Origin of the sequence: Pseudomonas sp. J452, from assembly GCF_024666525.1 — a bacterium.
In the GTDB taxonomy this organism is placed as follows: Bacteria; Pseudomonadota; Gammaproteobacteria; order Pseudomonadales; family Pseudomonadaceae; genus Aquipseudomonas.
Genome location: NZ_CP088294.1, coordinates 2,629,582 through 2,651,404, shown reverse-complemented (window position 1 = coordinate 2,651,404; position 21,823 = coordinate 2,629,582). Strand labels below are relative to the sequence as shown.

Below are 21,823 nucleotides of genomic sequence, written 5' to 3'. Positions count from 1 at the left end.
TGCCAGGCGCCTAGCGCTCACTCGCTCAGTTTCGCGCTTACTGCGTGTTGCTTAAGGTAGAAAAGCCACAAGCAACACGGACTGCTTCCAGTCCCCTCTCCCCTCGGGGAGAGGGTTAGGGAGAGGGGGCCCGGCAACCCCGAGCCACCCTCCCCCCACGAATAACCGCCCCGCGCCAGCCCACTGGCGCGGGACGCCGCCCAGACAGGCGGCACAGTTTTAGCCTTGCGTGCACACCGCAACGGAACATAATCAGAATCACTGGATATTCATCCAGGCCGCACAAAGTCCGGCCTGATGACCAAGCAGGAGACCACCATGCTCAGCTGGGACGAATTCGATAAGGAAGACGGCGCAGAAGCTGCTGCCGCACCCGCCGCCGCTGTAGTTGGCGCAGCCATCGACAAGCTCGACGACGAAGCCGCCGGTTCCGTACAGGAAGCCCGCGCCGTAGACGCCAACGACTCGGACGCCATCGCCCGCGCCAAGAAGGCCCTGAACGACCTGGACATCCAGGAAGGCCTCGACGACCTCGCCGGCACCAGCGCCCGCGTACACGTCGGCGACAAGCAGATGATCAACGCCCGTGCCGACCTCAACCAGCTCGTACCCTTCAAGTACGACTGGGCCTGGCAGAAGTATCTGGATGGTTGCGCCAACCACTGGATGCCGCAGGAAGTGAACATGAACGCCGACATTGCTCTGTGGAAGAGCAAGGACGGCCTCAGCGAAGACGAGCGCCGCATCGTCATGCGCAACCTCGGCTTCTTCTCCACCGCCGACAGCCTGGTTGCCAACAACCTGGTACTGGCCGTGTACCGCCTGATCACCAACCCCGAGTGCCGCCAGTACATCCTGCGCCAGGCCTTCGAGGAAGCCATCCACACCCACGCCTACCAGTACTGCATCGAGTCGCTGGGCATGGATGAAGGCGAGATCTTCAACATGTACCACGAGATCCCGAGCGTGGCGAAGAAGGCCTCCTGGGGCCTGAAATACACCCGCTCGATCTCTGATCCGAAGTTCGAAACCGGCACCCCGGACACCGACCGCCAGTTCCTGCGCAACCTGATCGCCTACTACTGCGTTCTGGAAGGCATCTTCTTCTACTGCGGCTTCACCCAGATCCTCTCCATGGGCCGCCGCAACAAGATGACCGGCACCGCCGAGCAGTTCCAGTACATCCTGCGCGACGAATCCATGCACCTGAACTTCGGCATCGACGTGATCAACCAGATCAAGATCGAGAACCCGCACCTGTGGGACGCCGCGATGAAGGACGAAGCGACCCAGATGATCCTGCAGGGCACTCAGCTGGAAATCGAATACGCGCGTGACACCATGCCGCGCGGCGTACTGGGCATGAACGCGGCGATGATGGAGGACTACCTCAAGTTCATCGCCAACCGTCGTCTGACCCAGATCGGTCTGAAGGAAGAGTACCCGGGCACCAGCAACCCGTTCCCGTGGATGTCGGAGATCATGGACCTGAAGAAGGAGAAGAACTTTTTCGAGACGCGGGTTATTGAGTATCAGACTGGTGGGGCGTTGAGCTGGGACTAAGCAGCTCTGGCCATGATCAGTGATAAATAAGTAAGCGCTTTACCTGAATTTGCAGTTCGGGGCGTAAAAAGATAAAAAAGCCCCGCCTAGTGCGGGGCTTTTTTTGGGGAGTGCCAAAGTTCCACAACCAACCTTTTCTTGAGCAAAGAAAAACCGCTCGCTATCATCAACCGAAACATCAAGCAACACGCTTGCATAGCCAGGCATAAAATCAGGCCAACAAAAAATAGGGACGAGGCATGAAGGATCGAAAAACAATAGTCTTAGTAAGCGTAATCCTGGTTCTAATTGGAATAATAATATTTAAATTCTCTCAACCCCCCTCACCACACCCTCTAGCACATCCACGCAAGCAATGATAAAGGAAGATTTACTACTTGGTGAAAGCAAGATCAAAAGCATCGACGTTATCAAAGGAGATGACGGCCTGCTCTATGCCGACGTCACCTATTTCTATAACGGCAGCGAACTTGCGCTACCCAGCATTCGTGTCCTTGCGAACAGCCCAGACCCTAAAAGCCACCTGTACTATGATGAGGACCAGAGAGCCCTGGCAGAAAAAGGCGAACACACGACCAGAATAGAAATAAAGCGCCCTCCAACCCCTGACAAAGCATTTACCAGCCACACATTAAAAGTTTCCCTCGAAAATGACACTTTTCTAGAGAACGGCAAGAGCGCCATGAATATAGAGAAGGAAACTGACTATCTGATCGAGTGGCCAGACTCACACCACTACAATCAAAATCGCGATTTCAACAGAAAGACAATCAGCGAACTTTACACAGAAGCTGTAGACCTCATTGATCAGGCAAACAACGCCACCCTCCAGCAAGCCAAGAAGAACCTCGAAAGAGCCCTCCTTAAAGAGCCTACATACGTTGACGCTTATCCTGAACTAGCCCGTATTTCGATGAAGAGCAACTGGGGCCCCGAGGGCCTAAAGCAGGCTGAAAATTACCTAACGACCGGCCTCACACTGCAGAAAGACCACGTTAACTCCCATGTACTTCTTGGTTATGTTTATACCCACCAGGCCCGCTTCAACGAAGCGGAGCAGGAGTTCAAAACAGCGGAAAAGCTGGGCACTCACAACCTATGGTTATGGGCAAATTGGGGGGAGCTACATGCATTGCAGAGCAACAACGAGAGAGCCATTGAGATCTACCTAAAGGCCATCGCCGCCCCTCGCCCATATAACACTTTCGACAGAGCTCGCCTAGATGCCTACCGCAAGCTTTTCGAGCTGCTTGACTCAAGGGAAGGACTTGTTAAAGCAGATGAGCTGTACGCAAAGCGGGCTGAAGAGTATCCCAACCAACCCTGTTTCCACTCCGACTATGCGGCCTTCAGAATCACCAAATATGAAGACTATCAGATCGCAATTTCCGCGAGCCGCCGGGCAATTGACACAGGATGCAACTCTGCTGAATCTCGACAGATTATGGGTATCGCAAACTATCTGGCCTGGGCCAATATATCCGGCGATCAGCGCGAAGCCTATTTGGCACAAGCCCAAGTCTTCTTTCCGGAGTCGCCAGTACTTCTGTATCAACTGTCAAAGCACGACAGCACTAGCAAGGTACTCAATGAACTGAAACAACAGTTTATTAGCGTCGACACCAAGGACAACAACAACCTCAATGCCCTCGCCTATGCGCTGATGGACAACGACATAGCATCGGCTCGCCGCCTGATCGCACTGGGGGCTAAACCCACAGAACTGGTCAGCGATCAGGAGTATCCCGTGGCGTTCATCCCAGTGTTCTACCAGCACAAGGAAGGTGTCCAGCTGCTATTGGAAAACGGAGTGAATCTGTCCACCTTGAAGTATCGCGGTATCTCAGCACTGGGTTATGCAGAGCAGCTGAATAACCCGGAGATTCTCAGGCTGATCAAGGGCAAGGGCAAATTCAAAACCTGAAGCCCCCTTCCGCGAGCCAGGAAAGGGGGACATATTTTGATCGTTCCCACGCTCCGCGTGGGAATGCAGCCCTCGACGCTCCAGCGTCCACCTGTCAGCAACTACGTGCCGGAAGCCACGCAGCGACGCGGAGCGTCGCGGGCTTGCTACCACGCGGAGCGTGGGAGCCATCAGACCGTCAGGCAACTCCAATCCGATCGTTCCCACGCTCTGCGTGGGAATGCAGCCTTCGACGCTCCAGCGTCTACCTGCCAGCAACCACGCGGCGGAAGCCACAGCGCGACGCAGAGCGTCGCGGGCTTGCTACCACGCAGGAGCGTGGGAGCTATCGGGGATCGAGAAACAGCACAGCTCCACTGTTGGCCTGGCTAAAAACGCAATTACAGGCAAATAGCCATCACCTAATGTGATGCAGGTCACACTAAACCACCACCCAAGGTGTCGATGCCGTCACATTCCTTGCTAGGCTGCGGTGCAACTAACCAAGGAGTTTTCCGATGAAGGAACAACGGAAATTTGTCGCGTTACGTGCCCACATTGACGATCTACTCAAGAACGGAGCCGAGGTAATCGGGCGCTATCCGTTCACCCTTCGCGTCAATGGACGCCTGTTGCGGGCTCAGCATGGCATGCTGATCGGCTACTCGGCCGCGGCATAGCCCAAAGCACAGCACGCGAGCAGCTGCACCGCTCGAATTCGAAAGCCCCTGACGGCATAGCGTTCAGGGGCTTTTTTTCATTTCAGCAGGTAGCCCGGATATCCACGGTGGAAAACGCTTCGCAATTTCAGATCAGTGCGATGGCCAGGAATGCCCTTTCGCGCCGGCCCATCGAGGCCCGCACCTTATTCTGCCAGGCCGTAAATTTTACGAAGACACTCGATCACTATGGGCAGCGAGCTGCTGCGATCCAGTCCCAGGCCTTTCAGGTCGGGGGCGTTGGCCGGCAGCTGTTGCAAAAATGCCTGCATCTGTAGCGCAACGTTTTCAGGCAAGCCAATGGTCAGTTCAGACGACAGCAGTTGGCTCAGGCGCAACACGTCATTGAGGTGCTTGCGTACAGTGCGGCTATCGATGGCCTCACCGGCCGGCTGTCTGGCACTCAGATCAAGCCAGGCACTGGCCTTCGCCCACCTGCCAACAGCCACACTGTAATAAGCGCCATACGTGGCAACTGCTATCGCCCGGTCAAACACTCCCTTAAAAAGCGTCAGATGGCAGGATCCTATGCGCCTACTCCTCCCCCTCTTACTAGCTCTCGCCACAAGCATTGCCCAGGCAGACACACCCTGCCTGTTCAACCCTGATTCCGGCAGCCACCAGAGCTGTTACCACGTGACTGCCAATGGGCAGTGTGCGCATTACGGTACGGTTTGCACCCCGGACGAGCAGGCGTTCTACAACCCGCAAACCGCTGCCAACCACATCTGCTATCACGTTACGGCTGACGGCAAGTGCGCTCATTTCGGCGCCCCGACCGGCACAGCAGGGCAGTGCATGTTCAATGCGCAGGCCAATGCCTACCAGACCTGCTATCACGTCACCGCCAGCGGGCAATGCGCGCATTTCGGTACAGCCTGCAACTGATCCAACCACGCGCGGCCAGACCGACGGCTGATCGGCTACCATGCGTGCTCACTCCGCCGCATTGTCTCGCCATGTCTTACACCGTCTCCCCCATTGGTTTCGTCCGCTCCTGTTTCAAGGAGAAGTTCGCCATTCCCCGCCAGCCGCAATTGGCGCCGGCAGCCCGTGGCGTGCTGGAGCTGGTGGCGCCGTTTGATCGGGCCGAGGCTATTGCTGGGCTGGAGCAGGTCAGTCATGTCTGGCTGCTGTTTCTCTTCCACCAGACACTGGAAGACAAGCCGCGGCTCAAGGTTCGTCCGCCCCGGCTTGGCGGCAATGCGTCTATCGGCGTGTTTGCCAGCCGCGCGACGCACCGTCCCAATGGCATCGGCCAATCGGTGGTGCGGCTGGACAAGGTTGAGCCGGGCCGTTTGTGGCTGTCCGGGATCGACTTGCTCGATGGCACGCCGGTGCTGGATATCAAACCCTATGTGCCTTACGCCGACTGCGTAACCCAGGCGCAGAATGCGCTGGCCGAGGCGGCGCCAGAGGCGATCGCGGTGGAGTGGGCAAGCGCTGCCCTGCAACAGGCACAGCAACACGCACTGCGTTTGGGCGAGCCGCTGGTGGAGTTGATTGAGCAATGTCTGGCGCAGGATCCACGCCCGGCTTACCAGGTGCCGGAGCCGGAACGCCGCTACGGTGTGCAGTTCTGGGATGTGCAGGTGCGCTGGCATTACCCGCAGGCGGGGCTGATCCGCGTGCTGGAAGTCGTGCCTGCCTGAACGGAGGCGTCTGTCCCGGATTGCATCCGGGCTACGCAGGGCCTTTGCCGTGGGCTGACCCCTGCCTTCTCCCGTTCGCGGGAGAAGGGTTTCTAAAACGACAAACCCGCCTCTCGGCGGGTTTGTCTGTACGGCGACTGACGCTTACTTCTCGACGAAGGCGCGTTCGATCAGGTAGTCGCCCGGCTCGCGCATGCGGGCGGAGATTTTCAGGCCGAAGCTGTCGAGCACTTCGCTGGTCTCGTCGAGCATGCTCGGGCTGCCGCAGATCATGGCGCGGTCGTCCTGCGGGTTGATCGGCGGCAGGCCGATGTCGGCGAACAGTTTGCCACTGCGCATCAGATCGGTCAGGCGGCCCTGGTTCTCGAACGGCTCGCGGGTCACGGTCGGGTAGTAGATCAGCTTGTCTTTCAGGGCATCGCCGAAGAATTCGTTCTTCGGCAGGTGCTCGGTGATGAATTCCTTGTACGCCACTTCGTTCACGTAGCGCACGCCGTGGACCAGGATGACCTTTTCGAAACGCTCGTAGGTTTCCGGGTCCTGGATCACGCTCATGAACGGCGCCAGGCCGGTGCCGGTGCTGAGCAGGTAGAGGTGCTTGCCTGGGTTGAGGTCGTCGAGTACCAGCGTGCCGGTGGGCTTCTTGCTGATGATGATCTCGTCGCCTTCCTTGAGGTGCTGCAACTGCGAGGTCAGCGGGCCGTCCGGCACCTTGATGCTGAAGAACTCCAGGTGCTCTTCCCAGTTCGGGCTGGCGATGGAGTAGGCACGCATCAGCGGGCGGCCAGTGGGCTGCTGCAGGCCGATCATGACGAACTGGCCGTTTTCGAAACGCAGGCCCGGGTCACGGGTACATTTGAAGCTGAACAGGGTGTCGTTCCAGTGATGCACACTGACTACGCGCTCGACGTTCAGGTTGCTCATGTGTTTCTCCAAGACTGGCGCTATCAGGTCGGCAGGATGCTGCCAGGGCTGGCAGTGATTGCGCGCAATTCTAGAGGGGGCCACAATATCTGTGAAATGAATTATTAAGATATGGTTTATCGGTTATATAGATATGCGATTTACGTTGCGTCAACTTCAGGTATTCGTCGCCGTCGCCAAGCAGGAAAGCGTCTCCAAGGCTGCACAGTCATTGGCGCTATCGCAGTCGGCCGCCAGCACGTCGCTGACCGAGCTGGAGCGGCAATCCAGCTGTCAGTTGTTCGACCGCGCCGGCAAGCGCCTGGCCCTCAATGCCCTCGGCCGGCAGTTGCTGCCGCAAGCCGTGGCGCTGCTCGACCAGGCTCGCGAGATCGAGCAGTTGCTCAATGGCAAGAGCGGTTTCGGCTCCCTCGAAGTGGGCGCGACGCTGACCGTGGGCAACTACCTGGCCACCCTGCTGATCGGCAGCTTCATGCAGCGCCATCCGGAATGCCGGGTGAAGCTGCAGGTGCACAACACCGCCCATGTCGTGCAACAGGTTGCGCACTATGAATTGGATCTGGGTTTGATCGAAGGCGACTGCCAGCACCCGGATATCGAGGTGCAACCCTGGGTGGAAGACGAGCTGGTGGTGTTCTGCGCGCCGCAGCATCCCTTCGCCCGCAGTGGCCAGGCCAGCCTGGAAGAACTGACGCGCGAGGCCTGGGTGCTGCGCGAACAGGGCTCGGGCACGCGCCTGACCTTTGATCAGGCCATGCGCCACCACCCCACACCGCTGAATATTCGCCTGGAACTGGAACATACCGAGGCGATCAAGCGCGCCGTGGAGTCCGGCCTGGGCATCAGCTGCATCTCGCGCCTGGCACTGCGTGACGCCTTCCGGCGTGGCAGCCTGGTGGCCGTGGAAACCCCGCAACTGGATCTGACCCGGCAGTTCTACTTCATCTGGCACCGGCAGAAGTACCAGACCGCCGCCATGCGCGAGTTCCTGGAACTGTGTCGCGAGCTCACGGCCGGAATCAGCCGCAGCGACGAGATCATCCTGCCGTCGATTGCCTGAGAACGGCATGGCAGCGGTAGCAGGAAACTGCGGGTTGCACCCGCCCGACACGGACTGGCGCCAGCGTGGCGAAGTGTCGAGCAATGAGTGAGGTGTTCAGGCCTCAGGCAGAGGCCTGCAAGGGACGAAAGCTGAAGTAGTGACGCAGCGCGTCGACCATCTCCACATAGTCGGAGGGCGGCGCCACCAGGGCGAAGCCAGAATCGTAGCTGCCTGGCGTGATGTCCTCGCGACTCCACTGGCAGGTGGCATAGAAATCGACGTTATGGATGTGGCCATCGCGGCCCGGGATCTTCAGGCGCATGTCGAAGCGCGCATTGACCAGCATCGGCAGCTGGCTGATCAGCATCAGGCCGTCCAGGGAAACGTTGCCGATATAGCCCATGGGCTTATCGGTAATACGGTTGAACACCTTGAGGTAGTAAGGCAACTGATGGCGTTCAATGCTGCGTGGAATATGCATGATGGCCAATCGCTACAGATGGATTGCTGAGTATGGTCGCAGCACTCGACTCTCGCCAGGCTCAGCTGCAGCGTTCGGCGATCCGGGTCGACAGGCGGCTGCGCGCGGCCTCCATTTCCTTGTCGCTGTAATAGACGCGATTGCCGGCCTCGTCACTGCTGTAGAAGCGCCCGCTTTGCTCGATTTGCGCCTGGTTATGGCGCAGCTGGCGGCACTCCTCGGCACGCTCGGCCTGAGCAACAGCGGCTTGCTGGTCGTCCCTGGCCTGCTCCGCGCGACGCGCTTCGTAGAACTGCTCGGTACGTTGCTCGCGCTGGCGGGTGGCGTCATCACGCTCGACCACCTGCGGCTTCACTTCCACCGTTTGCGCATTGCTCGCACCCGGACGCTCGCCAAAATGCACGCGGCCCTGGGCATCGGTCCAACGGTAGATTTCCGCTGATGCCAGCGCGGGCAACAGCAGGGCACACAACAACAGTCGACGCATCGTTCACTCCCTCGAAAACCAGAGCTTAACCCTGGTCGAAACTCCCTATAAATCGGCCGACCAGCGGCTTCAGAGCGAGGCAGGCGAAGCCTTCGCCGGCTCTCCACCGCCATGATGCCCGAGTTGTTGCAGTGTCTCCAGACGTGCCCGCGCCCGATAGGCGTATTCGCTGGTCGGGTACTGGTTGATGATGAACTGATAGGTCTGCGCCGCATCGACAAACAGGTTCTGCCGCTCCAGGCACTGGCCACGCAGCAGGGAGATTTCCGGCTGGACATAACGCCGCGCCCGGCTGGTGCGCTCGGCGCGTGAGAGATCGAGCAGGGCCTCTTCGCAGTTGCCTTGGTCGTAATTGCGATAGGCATCGTTGAGGTGATTGTCGAGTGCCATCCGGCTGCACCCGGCCAGACTGGCCAGGGCGAAAAGCATGATCAGGGTACGCATGGTGTTGTCCTCCATTGCGCAGTGTATCGACTGCTGTGGCGGTTTCTGCAGAGGCCGATGCCTGGCAGCGAGTTTTCCACCGTTTTCAAGGTAGTGCATCGGAACAATGACTACAGTGTTTTGCCGTAGTAGCCTCGCGCCACGCCTTGTAAATGGAGTCCCTGCATGACCTTGCGTCGCACCAAAATCGTCGCCACCCTCGGCCCGGCCAGCAACTCGCCGGAAATGCTCGAGCAACTGATCCTCGCCGGCATCGACGTGGCCCGTCTGAATTTCTCCCACGGCTCGCCCGAAGACCACAAGGCCCGCGCCCAACTGGTGCGCGACCTGGCCGCCAAGCACGGCCGCCATGTGGCGCTGCTGGGTGACCTACAAGGCCCGAAAATTCGCATCGCCAAGTTCACCGATAAACGTATCGAACTCAAGGAAGGCGACCTGTTCCGCCTGTCCTCCAGCCACTCGCGTACCGCGGGCACCCAGGAAGTGGTCGGCATCGACTACCCGGCGCTGATCCAGGACTGCAACGTCGGCGACGAACTGCTGCTGGATGACGGACGCGTGGTCATGCAGGTCGAGCTCAAGGGCGCCGAAGAGCTGCATTGCCGCGTGACCATCGGCGGCCCGCTGTCCGACAACAAGGGCATCAACCGCCGCGGCGGCGGCCTGACCGCACCGGCGCTGACCGAAAAGGACATGGCCGACATCAAGCTGGCCGCCGAGATGGACCTGGACTATCTGGCCGTGTCCTTCCCCCGCGATGCCGCCGACATGCAACTGGCCCGCCGCCTGCGCGACGAAGCCGGCAGCACGGCCTGGCTGGTGGCGAAGATCGAGCGCGCCGAGGCGGTGGCCGACGACGCCACCCTCGACGGCCTGATCCGCGCCAGCGACGCGGTGATGGTGGCCCGTGGCGACCTCGGCGTGGAAGTCGGCGATGCCGAGCTGGTCGGCATCCAGAAGAAAATCATTGCCCACGCCCGCCGCCTGAACAAGGCAGTGATCACCGCCACGCAGATGATGGAGTCGATGATCCACAGCCCGATGCCGACCCGCGCGGAAGTTTCCGACGTAGCCAACGCCGCGCTGGACTACACCGACGCGGTGATGCTTTCGGCCGAGAGTGCCGCCGGCGAATACCCGCTGGAAGCGGTGCAGGCCATGGCCCGCGTGTGCCTGGGCGCGGAGAAGCACCCGACCAGCCAGAAGTCCAGCCACCGCATCGGCCGCACCTTCGAGCGTTGCGACGAGAGCGTGGCTCTGGCGACCATGTACACCGCCAACCACTTCCCCGGCGTGAAGGCGATCATCAGCCTGACCGAGAGCGGCTACAGCCCGCTGATCATGTCGCGCATCCGCTCCTCGATCCCGATCTACGCCTTCACCCCGCACCGCGAGGCCCAGGCCCGCGTGGCGCTGTTTCGCGGGGTCTACACCGTGCCGTTCGACCCAGCGTCCATGCCGGCCAACAAGGTCAGCCAGGCCGCGGTGGACGAGCTGCTCAAGCGTGGTGTGGTCGAACCGGGCGACTGGGTGATCCTGACCAAGGGCGACAGTTACCACGGCACCGGCGGCACCAACACCATGAAGATCCTGCATGTCGGCGATCCGATGGTGTGATGCCCCGCTGTAATGAAAAAGCCGCTCATCGAGCGGCTTTTTTGTGCCTGTCGCTGTACCTGTAGGAGCCAGCTTGCTGGCGATCCGCTCGCAGCAAAAGCATCGCCAGCAAGCTGGCTTCTACAATGCCGCAGTGGATCGGTGAAGCGTGATCCACCCTAGGCGAACTTGGAAAAGTCCGGTTTGCGCCGCTGCATAAAGGCCGACAGTGCCTCGATGGCCTCCGGCGAACGCAGGCGCTGGCCGAACAGCGCCCCCTCCTCCTCGATCACCTGACGCAGTTCGGCGCGCCCTGGGGCGCGCATCAGGCGCTTGCTATCGGCCACAGCCGAGGGGGCCAGGGCGAGGAAGCGCTGGGCCATCTCGCGGGCCTTATCCAGCACCTCGGCACCACCTTCCAGGGCGGCATTGGCGATGCCCCACTGCGCGGCCTGCTCGCCGGTGAAGCTCTCGCCGAGCAGCAGCAGTTCGGAGGCGCGCGCCTGGCCGAGCAGGCGCGGCAGGATCAGGCTGGAGCCGAATTCCGGGCACAGGCCAAGGTTGACGAAGGGCATCTTCAATTTGGCCGTGCGGCTGACGTAGACCAGGTCGCAATGCAGCAGCAGGGTGGTGCCGATACCCACGGCCGGGCCGTTGACCGCGGCGATCACCGGCTTGCTGAAGTCGAAGAGCGCACGCATGAACTGAAACACCGGACTGTCCAGACTGGTCGGCGGCGCCTGGAGAAAATCGGCCACATCGTTGCCGCTGGTGAAGCATTCGCTGCCTCCGGTGATCAGCACCGCACGCACGCTGCGGTCTTCGTTGGCAGCGTCCAGTTGCTCGGCCAACTGGCTGTACATGGCACGGGTCAGGGCATTCATCTTGTCCGGACGGTTCAGGTGCAGGGTCAGCAGGCCGCCTTCGCGCTCGACCAGTACATGCTCACTCATCACAACTCCTTGCAGATTCGGGGCGCCCCGAACGCAAGCAGCTTATGCGCGGGGCAGAAAGACGTCGGCCAGCACCTGGTTGCGCGGCACGCCGGCCAGGTACAGGCGGCGGGCGAAGCTTTCCACGCTGGCGGGAGAGCCGCAGAGTAAGGCGCGGGTTTGTCGGGAAACAAGCTTCAGTTCCGCCAAAACCGCCGCCAGCTCGGTCGCCGTCAGCAACTCGACCTGCAGCTGCGGGTGCGCAGCGGCCAATGCCCGCAAGGCTTCTGCCAGGTAATGCTCAGAACTGTCGTGGGCCACATGCAGCACGCGAATCGGCCCTTCATGCTGCTGGCGCAAGGCCTCGCGCAAGATGCCCCAGAGCGGCGCCAGGCCGGTGCCGGCCGCCAGCAACCAGAGCGGACGACTGTGCCAGTCCGGGTCATAGTGCAAGGCGCCGCCACGCAGCTCACCCAGGCGCAGGACATCCCCGGGTTGGAACTGCCGCGCCGCATCGCTGAATGCGCCAGGCAGACGGCAATCCAGGTGGAACTCCAGCCAGGCATCCTCGCCCGGCAGGCTGGCCAGCGAATAAGGCCGGGCCAGCGCTGCGTCAGCCCAGAGCACCAGATGCTGGCCGGCGCTGTAGCGCAGGTTTTTTTCCGGCTGCAGACGCAGGCGCAACACGCTCGGGCTGAGCCAGTCGCTGGCCACTACCGTGGCCGGCAGACCATCACGGGCCGGGTCGAACAGCTCCAGGGTCAGCTCATCGACGACCCGGCACTGACAGGCCAGACGCCAGCCCTCGGCCAGGCGCTCGGGGCTCAGGGCATCCGGCGCGGCGTTCTCGACCTCGCCGCGCACGCAGCGCACCAGGCAGGCATGGCAGCTACCGGCCCGGCAGCTATAGGGCACGCGCAAGCCGGCAGCGTTGAGGGCATCGAGCAGGTTGCTGGCGCTGGGAACCGACCAGGACTGGCCGGCCACGTGAAGTTCAGGCACCGGCGCCCTCCCAGGCCGCATCGCAGCGATTACGTCCGCCACGCTTGGCCCGGTACAAGGCCTGGTCGGCCCGTTGCAGGGCCACATCGAGGTCATCGCCTTCGCTGAGCAGGGTCATCCCGGCGGACAGGCTCAGGCTGGCCACCTGCACGCCCAGCGGCTCGGCCGCAGCAAAGGCTTCGCGCAGGCGCTCGCAGCAGGTGGTCAGGCGATCGGCGTCGGCATTCGGCAGGAGCAGGACGAACTCCTCACCACCGTAACGCGCCAGCACGTCACCATCGCGCACGCAGGCCCGCGCCACCGCGGCGAAGGTCTGCAGCACGCGGTCGCCGGCGGCATGGCCGTGTACATCGTTGATCCGCTTGAAGTAGTCGAGATCGATCAGGGCCAGGCCGTGCTGGCGACCGGGGCCGAGGTTCTCCAGTTCACGCAGGGCCAGGCGCAGGAAGTGGCGGCGGTTGAACAGGCCGGTCAGCTCGTCGGTGGCCACCAGGTCTTCAAGCTGGCGCATCATGCCGCGCAAGGTGTCCTGGTGAGCCTGCAAGGCGAAGCTGCGCTGACGCATGCGCTGGCGCAAACCCTGGATGTAACTGGCAAACAGGCTTTGCCAGGCGAGCGCGAGGAACAAGGCGCAGCACTGCAGCAGCGCCAGCCCCGGATCGGCCAGGCGCATCTCATAGCCTTCCCACAGATTGAGGCTGGCAAAGGCGAAGAAGGCGAAGAAGGCGCAGCGCACGAAGACCCGCGGCTGCAGCTGGAAAATACCGAACAGCAGGATGATCAGGTAGAACATCAGCAGGCTGCCGCGGGCGCTGTCGAAACTGGCCAGGACGAAGGTATGCAGGGCCAGGGCGACGAGGATCTGCGCTTCCGTCAGGCTGGGATCGCGAAAGCGCAGGTTGTAACCCGTGCGGAACAGCAGCAGGAAGGTCAGTTGGGAAACAATCACCAGCCCGCTGCAGAACAGTGCCCAGGAGATCTGGCCACTGAACAGGTCGCTGAATACGGCCAGCCACAGCAACGCCAGAGCCAGCCCGTGGGTGGCTGCTGCCATGCCGAAACGCTTCAGCAACAGGCTTTGCAAGGTTCGTCTGGTTACCCGATGAGTCATTGTGCTCTGGGCTCCGTCCCGTACTGGCACCTGGCCTCACTCTACCCCCGCGGACACAAAAAACCTAGGGTCATTGCACTGTGTCCGGCGCCTGGAAAATGGCGTCCATACGACCAGGGTCGACTGCCGGCGACTGTGCCGCAGCCCTCTACCGCGCTATACTTTGGCGCCTTTTTTGATGCAGTGCGCCGGGTCGTGGTCCGGCGCTTCCCTACCGATGTTCCCGTACTAGAGGAGCGCTTGCATGACCGTGATCAAGCAGGATGACCTGATTCAGAGCGTCGCCGACGCCCTGCAGTTCATCTCCTACTACCACCCCGTCGACTTCATCCAGGCCATGCATGAGGCCTACCTGAAGGAAGAATCGCCGGCCGCGCGCGACTCCATGGCGCAGATCCTGATCAACTCGCGCATGTGCGCCACCGGCCACCGCCCGATCTGCCAGGACACCGGTATCGTCACCGTGTTCGTCCGCGTCGGCATGGACGTGCGCTGGGATGGCGCGACCATGAGCGTCGACGACATGATCAACGAAGGCGTGCGCCGCGCCTACAACCTGCCGGAAAACGTCCTGCGCGCCTCGATCCTGGCCGAACCGGCCGGTGCTCGCCGCAACACCAAGGACAACACCCCGGCGGTGATCCACTACTCCGTGGTGCCCGGCGACAAGCTGGAAGTGGACGTCGCAGCCAAGGGCGGCGGCTCCGAGAACAAGTCGAAGATGGCCATGCTCAACCCGTCCGACTCGATCGTCGACTGGGTACTCAAGACCGTGCCGGAAATGGGCGCCGGCTGGTGCCCGCCGGGCATGCTCGGCATCGGCATCGGCGGCACCGCCGAGAAGGCCGCGGTGATGGCCAAGGAAGTGCTGATGGAGTCCATCGACATCCATGAGCTGAAAGCCCGCGGCCCGCAGAACAAGCTGGAAGAAATGCGTCTTGAGCTTTTCGAAAAAGTTAACCAGCTGGGCATCGGCGCCCAGGGCCTGGGCGGCCTGACCACCGTGCTCGACGTGAAGATCATGGACTACCCGACCCACGCAGCCTCCCTGCCGGTGTGCATGATCCCCAACTGCGCTGCCACCCGTCACGCCCACTTCGTGCTCGACGGTTCCGGCCCGGCCGAACTGGAAGCGCCGCCCCTGGACGCCTACCCGGAAATCGTCTGGGAAGCCGGCCCGAGCGCACGCCGGGTGAATCTGGACACCATCACCCCGGAAGAAGTGCAGAGCTGGAAACCGGGCGAGACCGTGCTGCTCAACGGCAAGATGCTCACCGGCCGCGACGCCGCGCACAAGCGCATGGTCGACATGCTGAACAAGGGCGAACAGCTGCCGGTCGATCTGAAAGGTCGCTTCATCTATTACGTGGGCCCGGTCGATCCGGTCGGTGACGAAGTAGTCGGCCCAGCTGGCCCGACCACCGCCACGCGGATGGACAAGTTCACCCGGCAGATCCTCGAAACCACCGGCCTGCTGGGCATGATCGGCAAGTCCGAGCGTGGCCCGATCGCCATCGACGCGATCAAGGACAACAAGGCCGTGTACCTGATGGCCGTCGGCGGCGCCGCCTACCTGGTCGCCCAGGCGATCAAGAAGTCCAAGGTACTGGCCTTCGCCGAGCTGGGTATGGAAGCCATCTACGAGTTCGAAGTGAAGGACATGCCGGTCACCGTGGCAGTCGACACCAAGGGCGAGTCGGTGCACATCACCGGCCCGGCGATCTGGCAGAAGAAGATCCACGACAGCCTGGCGGTGGAAATCAAATAACACCGCGCAGCAGTGAAAAAGCCCGGCCCAGTGCCGGGCTTTTTCATGGACAAAAAAGACCCGCCGGGAGCGGGTCGTAAAGGCAGGCTGGATAACCAGCCGTGCTCAGGGATAAAAGACCGGCAGCCGAAAGTACAGGGGGAAGGAAGTGGCTGCCGGTTGCGCAGACGTTAGGCGGCGAACTCCTCCTCGCTGAAGGCCATCAGGCTGCTCTTGCCGGCCAGCACTTCGGCCAGCAGAGAGTCGGTTTCGGTCAGCACGCGACTCATGTAGAAATCCGCCGACTTGAGCTTGGCGCCGTAGAAAGCGCTTTCGCTGCTGCCTGCGGCCAGCTTGTGCCGGGCGGTTAGCGCCATGCGCGACCAGAACCAGGCCAGGGTGGTCAGGGCGAACAGGCGCAGGTAAGGCACGGAGGCAGCACCTGCCTGTTCCGGGTCCTGCATGCCTTCGCTGGCGATCCACAGAGTCGCCTGCTGCAGCTGCTTGAGCGCCTTGCCCACAGCCGCGACGTGGGGCGCATCGGCATTGATCTTGAGCCAGCCCTCGACCAGGGCGAAATAGCTGCGCACCGCACGACCACCGCCCAAGGCCAGCTTGCGCCCGACCAGGTCGAGGGCCTGAATGCCGTTAGTGCCTTCGTAGATACGGGTGATGCGGCAATCACGCACCAGTTGCTCGATGCCCCAGTCCTCGGTGAAGCCGGAACCGCCGAGCACCTGCAGGCCATCGTTGGCGCAGTTGAAGCCTTCATCGGTGAGGAACGCCTTGACCACCGGGGTCAGCAGTTGCACCAGGTCGTCGGACTGCTGGCGCACCTGCGGATCTTCGTGGTCGTGGGCGACATCCAGGTGCATGCCGGTGAAGTAGGCCAGGGCGCGGCAGCCTTCGATCATCACCTTCTGCCGCAACAGCATGCGCCGTACATCCGGGTGCACGATGATCGGATCGGCCGGCTTGTCAGCCGCCTTCGGCCCGGACAGCGAACGGCTCTGCAGGCGCTCCTTGGCGAAACCGAGGCTGACCTGGTAGGCACTTTCGGCAATGCCGAGGCCCTGCATGCCGACCATCAGGCGCGCCGAGTTCATCATGGTGAACATGCACTTGAGACCCTTGTTCGGCTCGCCGATCAGCCAGCCGCGGGCACCCTCGAAGTTCATCACGCAGGTGGCCGAGCCCTTGATCCCCATCTTGTGTTCCAGGCCGCCGCAGAACGCCGGGTTGCGCGTGCCGTCTTCGAGGAACTTGGGCACCAGGAACAGCGAGATGCCTTTGACGCTGTCCGGAGCATCCGGCAGCTTGGCCAGCACCAGGTGGACGATATTGTCGGCCAGATCATGCTCACCGCCGGTGATCCAGATCTTGGTGCCGCTGATGGCGTAGCTGCCGTCGTCCTGGGGCACGGCACGGGTGCGGATCAGGCCCAGGTCGGTGCCGCACTGCGGCTCGGTCAGGCACATGGTGCCGGTCCACTCGCCACTGATCAGCTTGGGCAGGTACCGATCCTGCTGCTCGCGGGTGCCATGCTCGGTCAGCGCGTTGATTGCACCGTGGGTCAGGCCCGGGTACATGCCCAGCGACAGGTTGGCCGAGCAGACCATCTCCTCGACCATCATGTTCAGCACATGGGGCAGGCCCTGACCGCCGAACTCCGGGGTACAGGCCAATGCGGTCCAGCCGCCTGCGGCGAACTGCTTGTAGGCCGCCGTGAAGCCATCCGGGGTTTTCACCGCCTTGCTCTGCGGGTCGTACTGGCAGCCCTGCTTGTCGCCGGGGCCATTCAGCGGAGCGAGGACGTTTTCCGCCAGCTTGGCGGCCTCTTCGAGTATGGCGCCACCGAGATCGTTACCGAACTCGCGCTGACTGGGCAGCGACTGCAGGGTGGCATAAGCGTCGAGCACCTCGTCGAAAACGAAGCGCATATCACGTAAGGGAGCACGGTAAGCAGGCATTGATTCAACCCTTAAACTGTACAAATAAATTTAATGTACAGCTTTTGTATAGCTATCCGCCTGCACAGTGCAAGCTTTTTTCGGAAAATAGGCAAAATCCGGCGACGCCCCATTCGCCTGGGTCGTTAGCTGTACAAGAGAGAAAGGCTTTGGGCGGGGTGCGCCATGCGCAGCAGCAAGCCGGCATAGAGCCCCCTGGTGCGCGTGGTGTTCAGCCTAGGGATAAAAGCGCGGTGCCATGTGGCCCGCAGGGGAGCTGGGGCCCCCCGCAGAGTTCCTAGGGAGGCTGTCAGGTATCCAGATGACCGGCGAGGAACTGCTGCAGACGCTGGTGCATCAGACGGCCTTCATTGCCCAGGCAGGCAATCGGCGAACCGCTGAGTTCTTCCTCGACCAGCTCGGAGGCGTCACCGGCCAGCAGCAGCGGACAGGGCAACGCCAGGGCCAGACGACTGAGCTGACGCGGCAAGTCGTCTGCCGGCGGCTGGTTGGAGAACAGCACCAGCGCCTGGGGCTGCACCTTCTCGCAGACCAGCGCCAGCTCCTCCAGCGGTTGGCCCAACGCCAGCACCTGCACCCGGCCTTCGGCACCGCCGAGCAACAGGCCGGCCACCAGCAGCTCCAGCTCACGGCAATGCCCCGGCAAGGCCGACAACAACACCGTGCCCTGCCCTGCGGCAGCCAGTTGCAGGCGCTGCAGGGCGCGCGCACGGAGGAAGGCATCGAGGAACAGCCAGGCACTGGCCTGGCCGTAATCGTCACGGTGCAACAGCAACTCCTGCCACAGCGGCACGAAGATATCCTGGAACACCACCAGCAGCGGGTAGGTGGAGAATATCTGGCCGTACAGGCGCTCCAGCTGCACCCCATCGAAGTCCGCCACGGCGCTGCGGATCCGCGCCTGCCACTCGCCCCACTCGCTGGCAGTGACTTCGACATAGACCGGCGCCGGCATCTTGATCGCGCTGCTGCGGGCGAGGATCTTGCCGACCTTGCTCACCGATACGCCACGCTCGATCCAGGCGAGGATGCTGCGTACCGACTCGATGTCCGCCGCCGAGTACAGGCGATGGCCGCTGTCGGTGCGGGTCGGCTGGATCAGCCCATAGCGTCGCTCCCAGGCACGCAAGGTAACCGGGTGAACCCCGGTAAGCCGCGAGACCTCACGAATGGGAAACAACTCCTCCTGTTGCAGGGAGTCGGAGACAAGAGCAGCGCCAGCGCGTTCGGTCATGGAATGAATCGCCGAAAGAGAATGCCCGCAGTGTACCTCAGGCAAGGCCCAGGCCTGAAATGCCCAGGCCACATGCACTACAGAGCCCGCACCACAAGCCACTGGCGAGCAAACCGCTGGCGTAATCGAGAAAAACCGCAATAATCGCGCCTGTCATTTTGCGCAGCGCCATCACCCCGGCGCTGCGGGATACGCCAGCCCTATCCGGGCCGGCGTTCGCTGCAAGGAGATACACAATGTCTGCTGATCCCGTCACCCTGATGGTGGCCCGTCGCGTCCATCGCGAACGCTTCCCCGAATTCCGCACCTGGCTACATGAAGGCCAGCTGCTCGCCGCCGATTTCGCCGGTTACCTGGGTTCAGGTGTATTGGCGCCACCGCCAGGCGACGACGAATTCCAGATCGTCTTCCGCTTTGCCGACCAGGCCACGCTCGCCGCCTGGGAACACTCGGCCTCGCGCCGCACCTGGCTGCAGCGCGGCAGCGGACTGTTCGCCGACCCGCAAGAACGGCGCATCCAGGGCCTCGATGCCTGGTTCGGCAGCAGCCTGCAGCAACCGCCGCGCTGGAAGCAGAGCGTAGCCATCTGGCTGGCGTTCTTCCCCGTATCGCTGGGCTTCAATCTGTTAGTAGGTGGCTGGCTTGGCGACCTGCCGCTGACCTTGCGCGTGCTGCTCACTACCCTGGCACTGACGCCCCTGATGACCTACTGGTTCATCCCGCTATCGACCCGCCTGCTCGCCCCCTGGCTGCAAGCGCGCAAAATGCCTGCGCCAACAGATACGGCCCTGCAGGTACGCTGAGCCGTTAAAGCAGTAGGGACCGACAGAACCGCCACTACGGGACCCGTGCTGCAGGCGCACCCATCTACACAAGCTGTACATAACCAAAAAAGCTGTACATGCGCACGCTCATATGAAAACCAACAAAATAAATTAAATACCTTATAAATCATGTAGATAAATTTACTTAAGACAGGAAAATGCATTCCCACAAACTGCGCATTGTTGTACAAAACCTATGCCTGGTATAACTTTGTCCTGTCATCGACAGCCTAGGCCACATACCCTGGCTGCCACCTCATCCTCCTGTATGCGAGGCATCCATGAGCGGTTCCGCCGCCCCTATCCTGCTTACCGGTGCCAGCCAGCGTCTTGGCCTGCACTGTGCACTGCGCCTGCTCGACAGCGGGCAAGCAGTGATCGTCAGCTACCGCAGCGAACGTCCCGGCCTCGAGCTGCTGCGTGAGCGTGGCGCCCTGACCTTGCCAGCCGACTTCGCCAGTGAAGCCGGCATCCTGGCCTTCATCGAAATCCTGAAAAGCCACACCGACAGCCTGCGTGCGATTGTCCATAACGCTTCCGACTGGCTGACCGAGATGCCCGGCAACGAAGCCGCCGTATTTCAGCAGATGGTCAACGTGCACATGCTCGCGCCGTACCTGATCAACCTGCATTGCGAACCCTTGCTGCGCCGCAGCACGCCGGCCGACATCATCCATATCAGCGATGACGTGGTTCGCGCCGGCAGTGCCAAGCGCCCGGCCTACTGCGCCAGCAAGGCCGGCATGGACAGCCTGACCCTGTCCTTCGCCGCGCGCTTCGCCCCGGCGATCAAGGTCAACGGCATCGCCCCGGCGCTGATCCAGTTCAACGAGGGCGATGACGCCGCCTACCGCGCCAAACGCCTGGCCGAGTCCGCACTGGGTATCGAACCCGGCGCCGAGGTCATCTACCAGAGCTTGCGCTACCTGCTCGACAACCCCTATGTCACCGGCACCACGCTTGCCGTCAATGGCGGTCGCCACCTCGTCTGAGGGGCGCCGCGAGGGCTTTATATGAATCCGCAACTGCCGCAGCACTACCGTGAAATTCTCATTGGCGTGGGTGAAAACCCCGAGCGCGAGGGCCTGCTCGATACGCCCAAGCGTGCCGCCAAGGCCATGCAGTACCTTTGCCATGGTTACCAGCAGTCGCTGGATGAGATCGTCAACGGCGCGCTGTTCGCCTCCGACAACGACGAGATGGTGATCGTCCGCGACATCGAGCTGTATTCGCTGTGCGAGCATCACCTGCTGCCCTTCATCGGCAAGGCGCATGTCGCTTACATCCCCACCGGCAAGGTGCTCGGCCTGTCCAAGGTGGCGCGCATCGTCGACATGTACGCGCGGCGCCTGCAGATCCAGGAGAACCTGACCAAGCAGATCGCCGATGCGGTCCAGCAGGTCACCAACGCCGCCGGTGTGGCCGTGGTGATCGAGGCCAAGCACATGTGCATGATGATGCGCGGGGTGGAAAAGCAGAACTCGGTGATGAGCAGCTCGGTTATGCTGGGTGCCTTCCGCGAGTCCTGCAACACTCGCCAGGAATTCCTGCAACTGATCGGACGGAGCAAGTAAATGCCACGCCTGGACCCCGGCATGGCGCGTATCCGCGTCAAGGATCTGCGCCTGCGTACCTATATCGGCATCAAGGAAGAGGAAATCCTCAACAAGCAGGATGTGTTGATCAATCTGACCATCCTCTACCCGGCCGACGAGGCGGTGCGTGACAACGACATCGACCACGCGCTGAACTACCGCACCATCACCAAGGCGGTGATCCGTCACGTCGAGGAAAACCGCTTCGCCCTGCTCGAGCGCCTGACCCAGGAAATCCTCGACCTGGTGATGAGCAACCCGGCCGTGCACTACGCCGAAGTGGAAGTCGACAAGCTGCACGCCCTGCGCTTCGCCGAATCGGTGTCGATCACCCTGGCTGCCGAACGCTAGAAACCTGTTTACGATCTTCTGAATTAGAGCCAGACAAGGCCAAACGACCAACGGGAGTAACAGCCGCAGGCTGGCCCGAAGGGTGAGCGCCAGCGAATCAAATGGCCGAGGAAGCGGAATTTACAAGTTGTAAATGAGCATTTCGAGGGCATTTTTAACGCCGTATGGCCGACAGTCAGGAGATCGTAACCCCGCCGCCGCTCAGGAGGCGGGCGTTGCCGGCCCTGCCCCGGCCTTCTATCATCT

The 21,823-nt window shown here is 61.7% G+C and carries 22 protein-coding genes; 12 read left to right on the top strand and 10 right to left on the bottom strand.

Annotation, left to right across the window (positions count from 1 at the left end):
- Positions 1–318: 318 nt before the first annotated feature.
- The 3 genes from LRS11_RS12015 to LRS11_RS12005 all read left to right on the top strand — a co-directional run bounded on the left by LRS11_RS12015 (position 319) and on the right by LRS11_RS12005 (position 4,146).
- Positions 319–1,563, top strand: a complete 1,245-nt coding sequence (locus LRS11_RS12015) for a ribonucleotide-diphosphate reductase subunit beta (RefSeq protein ID WP_173211680.1) — start codon at positions 319–321, stop codon at positions 1,561–1,563.
- A 355-nt stretch (positions 1,564–1,918) separates the two neighbouring features.
- Positions 1,919–3,487 carry a hypothetical protein gene (locus LRS11_RS12010; protein ID WP_260493225.1) on the top strand — a complete coding sequence of 523 codons (1,569 nt, stop codon included), beginning with the start codon at positions 1,919–1,921 and terminating at the stop codon, positions 3,485–3,487.
- Positions 3,488–3,984: 497 nt separating this feature from the next.
- The gene (locus LRS11_RS12005; RefSeq protein ID WP_260493224.1) at positions 3,985–4,146 is read left to right on the top strand and encodes a hypothetical protein; all 162 of its coding nucleotides are present in this window, start codon (positions 3,985–3,987) and stop codon (positions 4,144–4,146) included.
- 185 nt (positions 4,147–4,331) lie between these two features.
- Here the strand turns inward: LRS11_RS12005 and LRS11_RS12000 are convergent, their stop codons facing one another.
- Positions 4,332–4,526: a hypothetical protein gene (locus tag LRS11_RS12000; protein ID WP_260493223.1), complete on the bottom strand. Its 195-nt coding sequence runs from the start codon at positions 4,524–4,526 to the stop codon at positions 4,332–4,334.
- 295 nt (positions 4,527–4,821) lie between these two features.
- On the opposite strand from LRS11_RS12000, the gene LRS11_RS11995 reads away from it, so the two are divergent.
- Both LRS11_RS11995 and tsaA read left to right on the top strand, forming a co-directional pair.
- Positions 4,822–5,073 (top strand): hypothetical protein, encoded by a 252-nt coding sequence (locus tag LRS11_RS11995; RefSeq protein WP_260493222.1) that lies wholly within the window; start codon positions 4,822–4,824, stop codon positions 5,071–5,073.
- Between the two features lie 71 nt (positions 5,074–5,144).
- Positions 5,145–5,837, top strand: a complete 693-nt coding sequence (gene tsaA, locus LRS11_RS11990; protein WP_260493221.1) for a tRNA (N6-threonylcarbamoyladenosine(37)-N6)-methyltransferase TrmO — start codon at positions 5,145–5,147, stop codon at positions 5,835–5,837.
- Positions 5,838–5,981: 144 nt separating this feature from the next.
- Here the strand turns inward: tsaA and fpr are convergent, their stop codons facing one another.
- Complete coding sequence (gene fpr / locus LRS11_RS11985) at positions 5,982–6,761, bottom strand: ferredoxin-NADP reductase (protein ID WP_260493220.1); 780 nt, start codon at positions 6,759–6,761, stop codon at positions 5,982–5,984.
- Between the two features lie 133 nt (positions 6,762–6,894).
- On the opposite strand from fpr, the gene LRS11_RS11980 reads away from it, so the two are divergent.
- Complete coding sequence (locus tag LRS11_RS11980; RefSeq protein WP_260493219.1) at positions 6,895–7,821, top strand: LysR family transcriptional regulator; 927 nt, start codon at positions 6,895–6,897, stop codon at positions 7,819–7,821.
- Positions 7,822–7,924: 103 nt separating this feature from the next.
- On the opposite strand, the gene LRS11_RS11975 is transcribed toward LRS11_RS11980, so the two are convergent.
- The 3 genes from LRS11_RS11975 to LRS11_RS11965 form a co-directional block, all read right to left on the bottom strand.
- On the bottom strand, positions 7,925–8,284 hold the full coding sequence (locus LRS11_RS11975; protein ID WP_260493218.1) for a PilZ domain-containing protein: 360 nt from the start codon (positions 8,282–8,284) through the stop codon (positions 7,925–7,927).
- 61 nt (positions 8,285–8,345) lie between these two features.
- Entirely contained in the window at positions 8,346–8,771 is a 426-nt protein-coding gene (locus LRS11_RS11970) for a DUF4124 domain-containing protein (protein ID WP_260493217.1), read from the bottom strand.
- 69 nt (positions 8,772–8,840) lie between these two features.
- Positions 8,841–9,215: a tol-pal system YbgF family protein gene (locus LRS11_RS11965; RefSeq protein WP_260493216.1), complete on the bottom strand. Its 375-nt coding sequence runs from the start codon at positions 9,213–9,215 to the stop codon at positions 8,841–8,843.
- Positions 9,216–9,380: 165 nt separating this feature from the next.
- On the opposite strand from LRS11_RS11965, the gene pyk reads away from it, so the two are divergent.
- Complete coding sequence (gene pyk, locus LRS11_RS11960; RefSeq protein WP_260493215.1) at positions 9,381–10,832, top strand: pyruvate kinase; 1,452 nt, start codon at positions 9,381–9,383, stop codon at positions 10,830–10,832.
- Between the two features lie 158 nt (positions 10,833–10,990).
- On the opposite strand, the gene LRS11_RS11955 is transcribed toward pyk, so the two are convergent.
- The 3 genes from LRS11_RS11955 to LRS11_RS11945 are packed head-to-tail and all read right to left on the bottom strand — an operon-like array spanning position 10,991 to position 13,856.
- Positions 10,991–11,764 carry an enoyl-CoA hydratase gene (locus tag LRS11_RS11955; protein ID WP_260493214.1) on the bottom strand — a complete coding sequence of 258 codons (774 nt, stop codon included), beginning with the start codon at positions 11,762–11,764 and terminating at the stop codon, positions 10,991–10,993.
- A 42-nt stretch (positions 11,765–11,806) separates the two neighbouring features.
- Entirely contained in the window at positions 11,807–12,745 is a 939-nt protein-coding gene (locus LRS11_RS11950; RefSeq protein ID WP_260493213.1) for an iron-sulfur-binding ferredoxin reductase, read from the bottom strand.
- A complete protein-coding gene (locus LRS11_RS11945; RefSeq protein ID WP_260493212.1) occupies positions 12,738–13,856 on the bottom strand; it encodes a diguanylate cyclase in 1,119 nt (372 codons plus the stop codon). Before LRS11_RS11945 ends, LRS11_RS11950 begins: the two co-directional genes overlap by 8 nt.
- A gap of 244 nt (positions 13,857–14,100) precedes the next feature.
- Between LRS11_RS11945 and LRS11_RS11940 the strand changes: the two genes are divergently transcribed.
- Positions 14,101–15,624: a fumarate hydratase gene (locus LRS11_RS11940; protein WP_260493211.1), complete on the top strand. Its 1,524-nt coding sequence runs from the start codon at positions 14,101–14,103 to the stop codon at positions 15,622–15,624.
- Between the two features lie 170 nt (positions 15,625–15,794).
- Here LRS11_RS11940 and LRS11_RS11935 read toward each other — a convergent pair whose 3' ends face one another.
- On the bottom strand, positions 15,795–17,573 hold the full coding sequence (locus LRS11_RS11935; RefSeq protein ID WP_260493210.1) for an acyl-CoA dehydrogenase C-terminal domain-containing protein: 1,779 nt from the start codon (positions 17,571–17,573) through the stop codon (positions 15,795–15,797).
- 289 nt (positions 17,574–17,862) lie between these two features.
- Positions 17,863–18,807, bottom strand: coding sequence for a MerR family transcriptional regulator (locus LRS11_RS11930; protein ID WP_260493209.1), 945 nt, complete (start codon positions 18,805–18,807; stop codon positions 17,863–17,865).
- A gap of 236 nt (positions 18,808–19,043) precedes the next feature.
- Here LRS11_RS11930 and LRS11_RS11925 point away from each other — a divergent pair, with 236 nt between their 5' ends.
- The 4 genes from LRS11_RS11925 to folX all read left to right on the top strand — a co-directional run bounded on the left by LRS11_RS11925 (position 19,044) and on the right by folX (position 21,577).
- Complete coding sequence (locus LRS11_RS11925; RefSeq protein WP_260493208.1) at positions 19,044–19,610, top strand: antibiotic biosynthesis monooxygenase; 567 nt, start codon at positions 19,044–19,046, stop codon at positions 19,608–19,610.
- A gap of 302 nt (positions 19,611–19,912) precedes the next feature.
- The gene (gene folM / locus LRS11_RS11920) at positions 19,913–20,623 is read left to right on the top strand and encodes a dihydromonapterin reductase (protein WP_260493207.1); all 711 of its coding nucleotides are present in this window, start codon (positions 19,913–19,915) and stop codon (positions 20,621–20,623) included.
- Positions 20,624–20,644: 21 nt separating this feature from the next.
- The gene (gene folE, locus LRS11_RS11915; RefSeq protein WP_260493206.1) at positions 20,645–21,205 is read left to right on the top strand and encodes a GTP cyclohydrolase I FolE; all 561 of its coding nucleotides are present in this window, start codon (positions 20,645–20,647) and stop codon (positions 21,203–21,205) included.
- The gene (gene folX / locus LRS11_RS11910; protein ID WP_260493205.1) at positions 21,206–21,577 is read left to right on the top strand and encodes a dihydroneopterin triphosphate 2'-epimerase; all 372 of its coding nucleotides are present in this window, start codon (positions 21,206–21,208) and stop codon (positions 21,575–21,577) included.
- Positions 21,578–21,823: the final 246 nt, after the last annotated feature.

What these genes read in the sequence shown, in the direction of transcription:
- LRS11_RS12015 (WP_173211680.1), top strand. Translation starts at nt 319, where the DNA reads ATGCTCAGCTGGGACGAATTCGATAAGGAAGACGGCGCAGAAGCTGCT.
- LRS11_RS12010 (WP_260493225.1), top strand. Translation starts at nt 1,919, where the DNA reads ATGATAAAGGAAGATTTACTACTTGGTGAAAGCAAGATCAAAAGCATC.
- LRS11_RS12005 (WP_260493224.1), top strand. Translation starts at nt 3,985, where the DNA reads ATGAAGGAACAACGGAAATTTGTCGCGTTACGTGCCCACATTGACGAT.
- tsaA (WP_260493221.1), top strand. Translation starts at nt 5,145, where the DNA reads ATGTCTTACACCGTCTCCCCCATTGGTTTCGTCCGCTCCTGTTTCAAG.
- fpr (WP_260493220.1), bottom strand. Translation starts at nt 6,761, where the DNA reads ATGAGCAACCTGAACGTCGAGCGCGTAGTCAGTGTGCATCACTGGAAC.
- LRS11_RS11980 (WP_260493219.1), top strand. Translation starts at nt 6,895, where the DNA reads ATGCGATTTACGTTGCGTCAACTTCAGGTATTCGTCGCCGTCGCCAAG.
- LRS11_RS11975 (WP_260493218.1), bottom strand. Translation starts at nt 8,284, where the DNA reads ATGCATATTCCACGCAGCATTGAACGCCATCAGTTGCCTTACTACCTC.
- LRS11_RS11970 (WP_260493217.1), bottom strand. Translation starts at nt 8,771, where the DNA reads ATGCGTCGACTGTTGTTGTGTGCCCTGCTGTTGCCCGCGCTGGCATCA.
- LRS11_RS11965 (WP_260493216.1), bottom strand. Translation starts at nt 9,215, where the DNA reads ATGCGTACCCTGATCATGCTTTTCGCCCTGGCCAGTCTGGCCGGGTGC.
- pyk (WP_260493215.1), top strand. Translation starts at nt 9,381, where the DNA reads ATGACCTTGCGTCGCACCAAAATCGTCGCCACCCTCGGCCCGGCCAGC.
- LRS11_RS11955 (WP_260493214.1), bottom strand. Translation starts at nt 11,764, where the DNA reads ATGAGTGAGCATGTACTGGTCGAGCGCGAAGGCGGCCTGCTGACCCTG.
- LRS11_RS11945 (WP_260493212.1), bottom strand. Translation starts at nt 13,856, where the DNA reads ATGACTCATCGGGTAACCAGACGAACCTTGCAAAGCCTGTTGCTGAAG.
- LRS11_RS11940 (WP_260493211.1), top strand. Translation starts at nt 14,101, where the DNA reads ATGACCGTGATCAAGCAGGATGACCTGATTCAGAGCGTCGCCGACGCC.
- LRS11_RS11935 (WP_260493210.1), bottom strand. Translation starts at nt 17,573, where the DNA reads ATGCCTGCTTACCGTGCTCCCTTACGTGATATGCGCTTCGTTTTCGAC.
- LRS11_RS11930 (WP_260493209.1), bottom strand. Translation starts at nt 18,807, where the DNA reads ATGACCGAACGCGCTGGCGCTGCTCTTGTCTCCGACTCCCTGCAACAG.
- LRS11_RS11925 (WP_260493208.1), top strand. Translation starts at nt 19,044, where the DNA reads ATGTCTGCTGATCCCGTCACCCTGATGGTGGCCCGTCGCGTCCATCGC.
- folM (WP_260493207.1), top strand. Translation starts at nt 19,913, where the DNA reads ATGAGCGGTTCCGCCGCCCCTATCCTGCTTACCGGTGCCAGCCAGCGT.
- folE (WP_260493206.1), top strand. Translation starts at nt 20,645, where the DNA reads ATGAATCCGCAACTGCCGCAGCACTACCGTGAAATTCTCATTGGCGTG.
- folX (WP_260493205.1), top strand. Translation starts at nt 21,206, where the DNA reads ATGCCACGCCTGGACCCCGGCATGGCGCGTATCCGCGTCAAGGATCTG.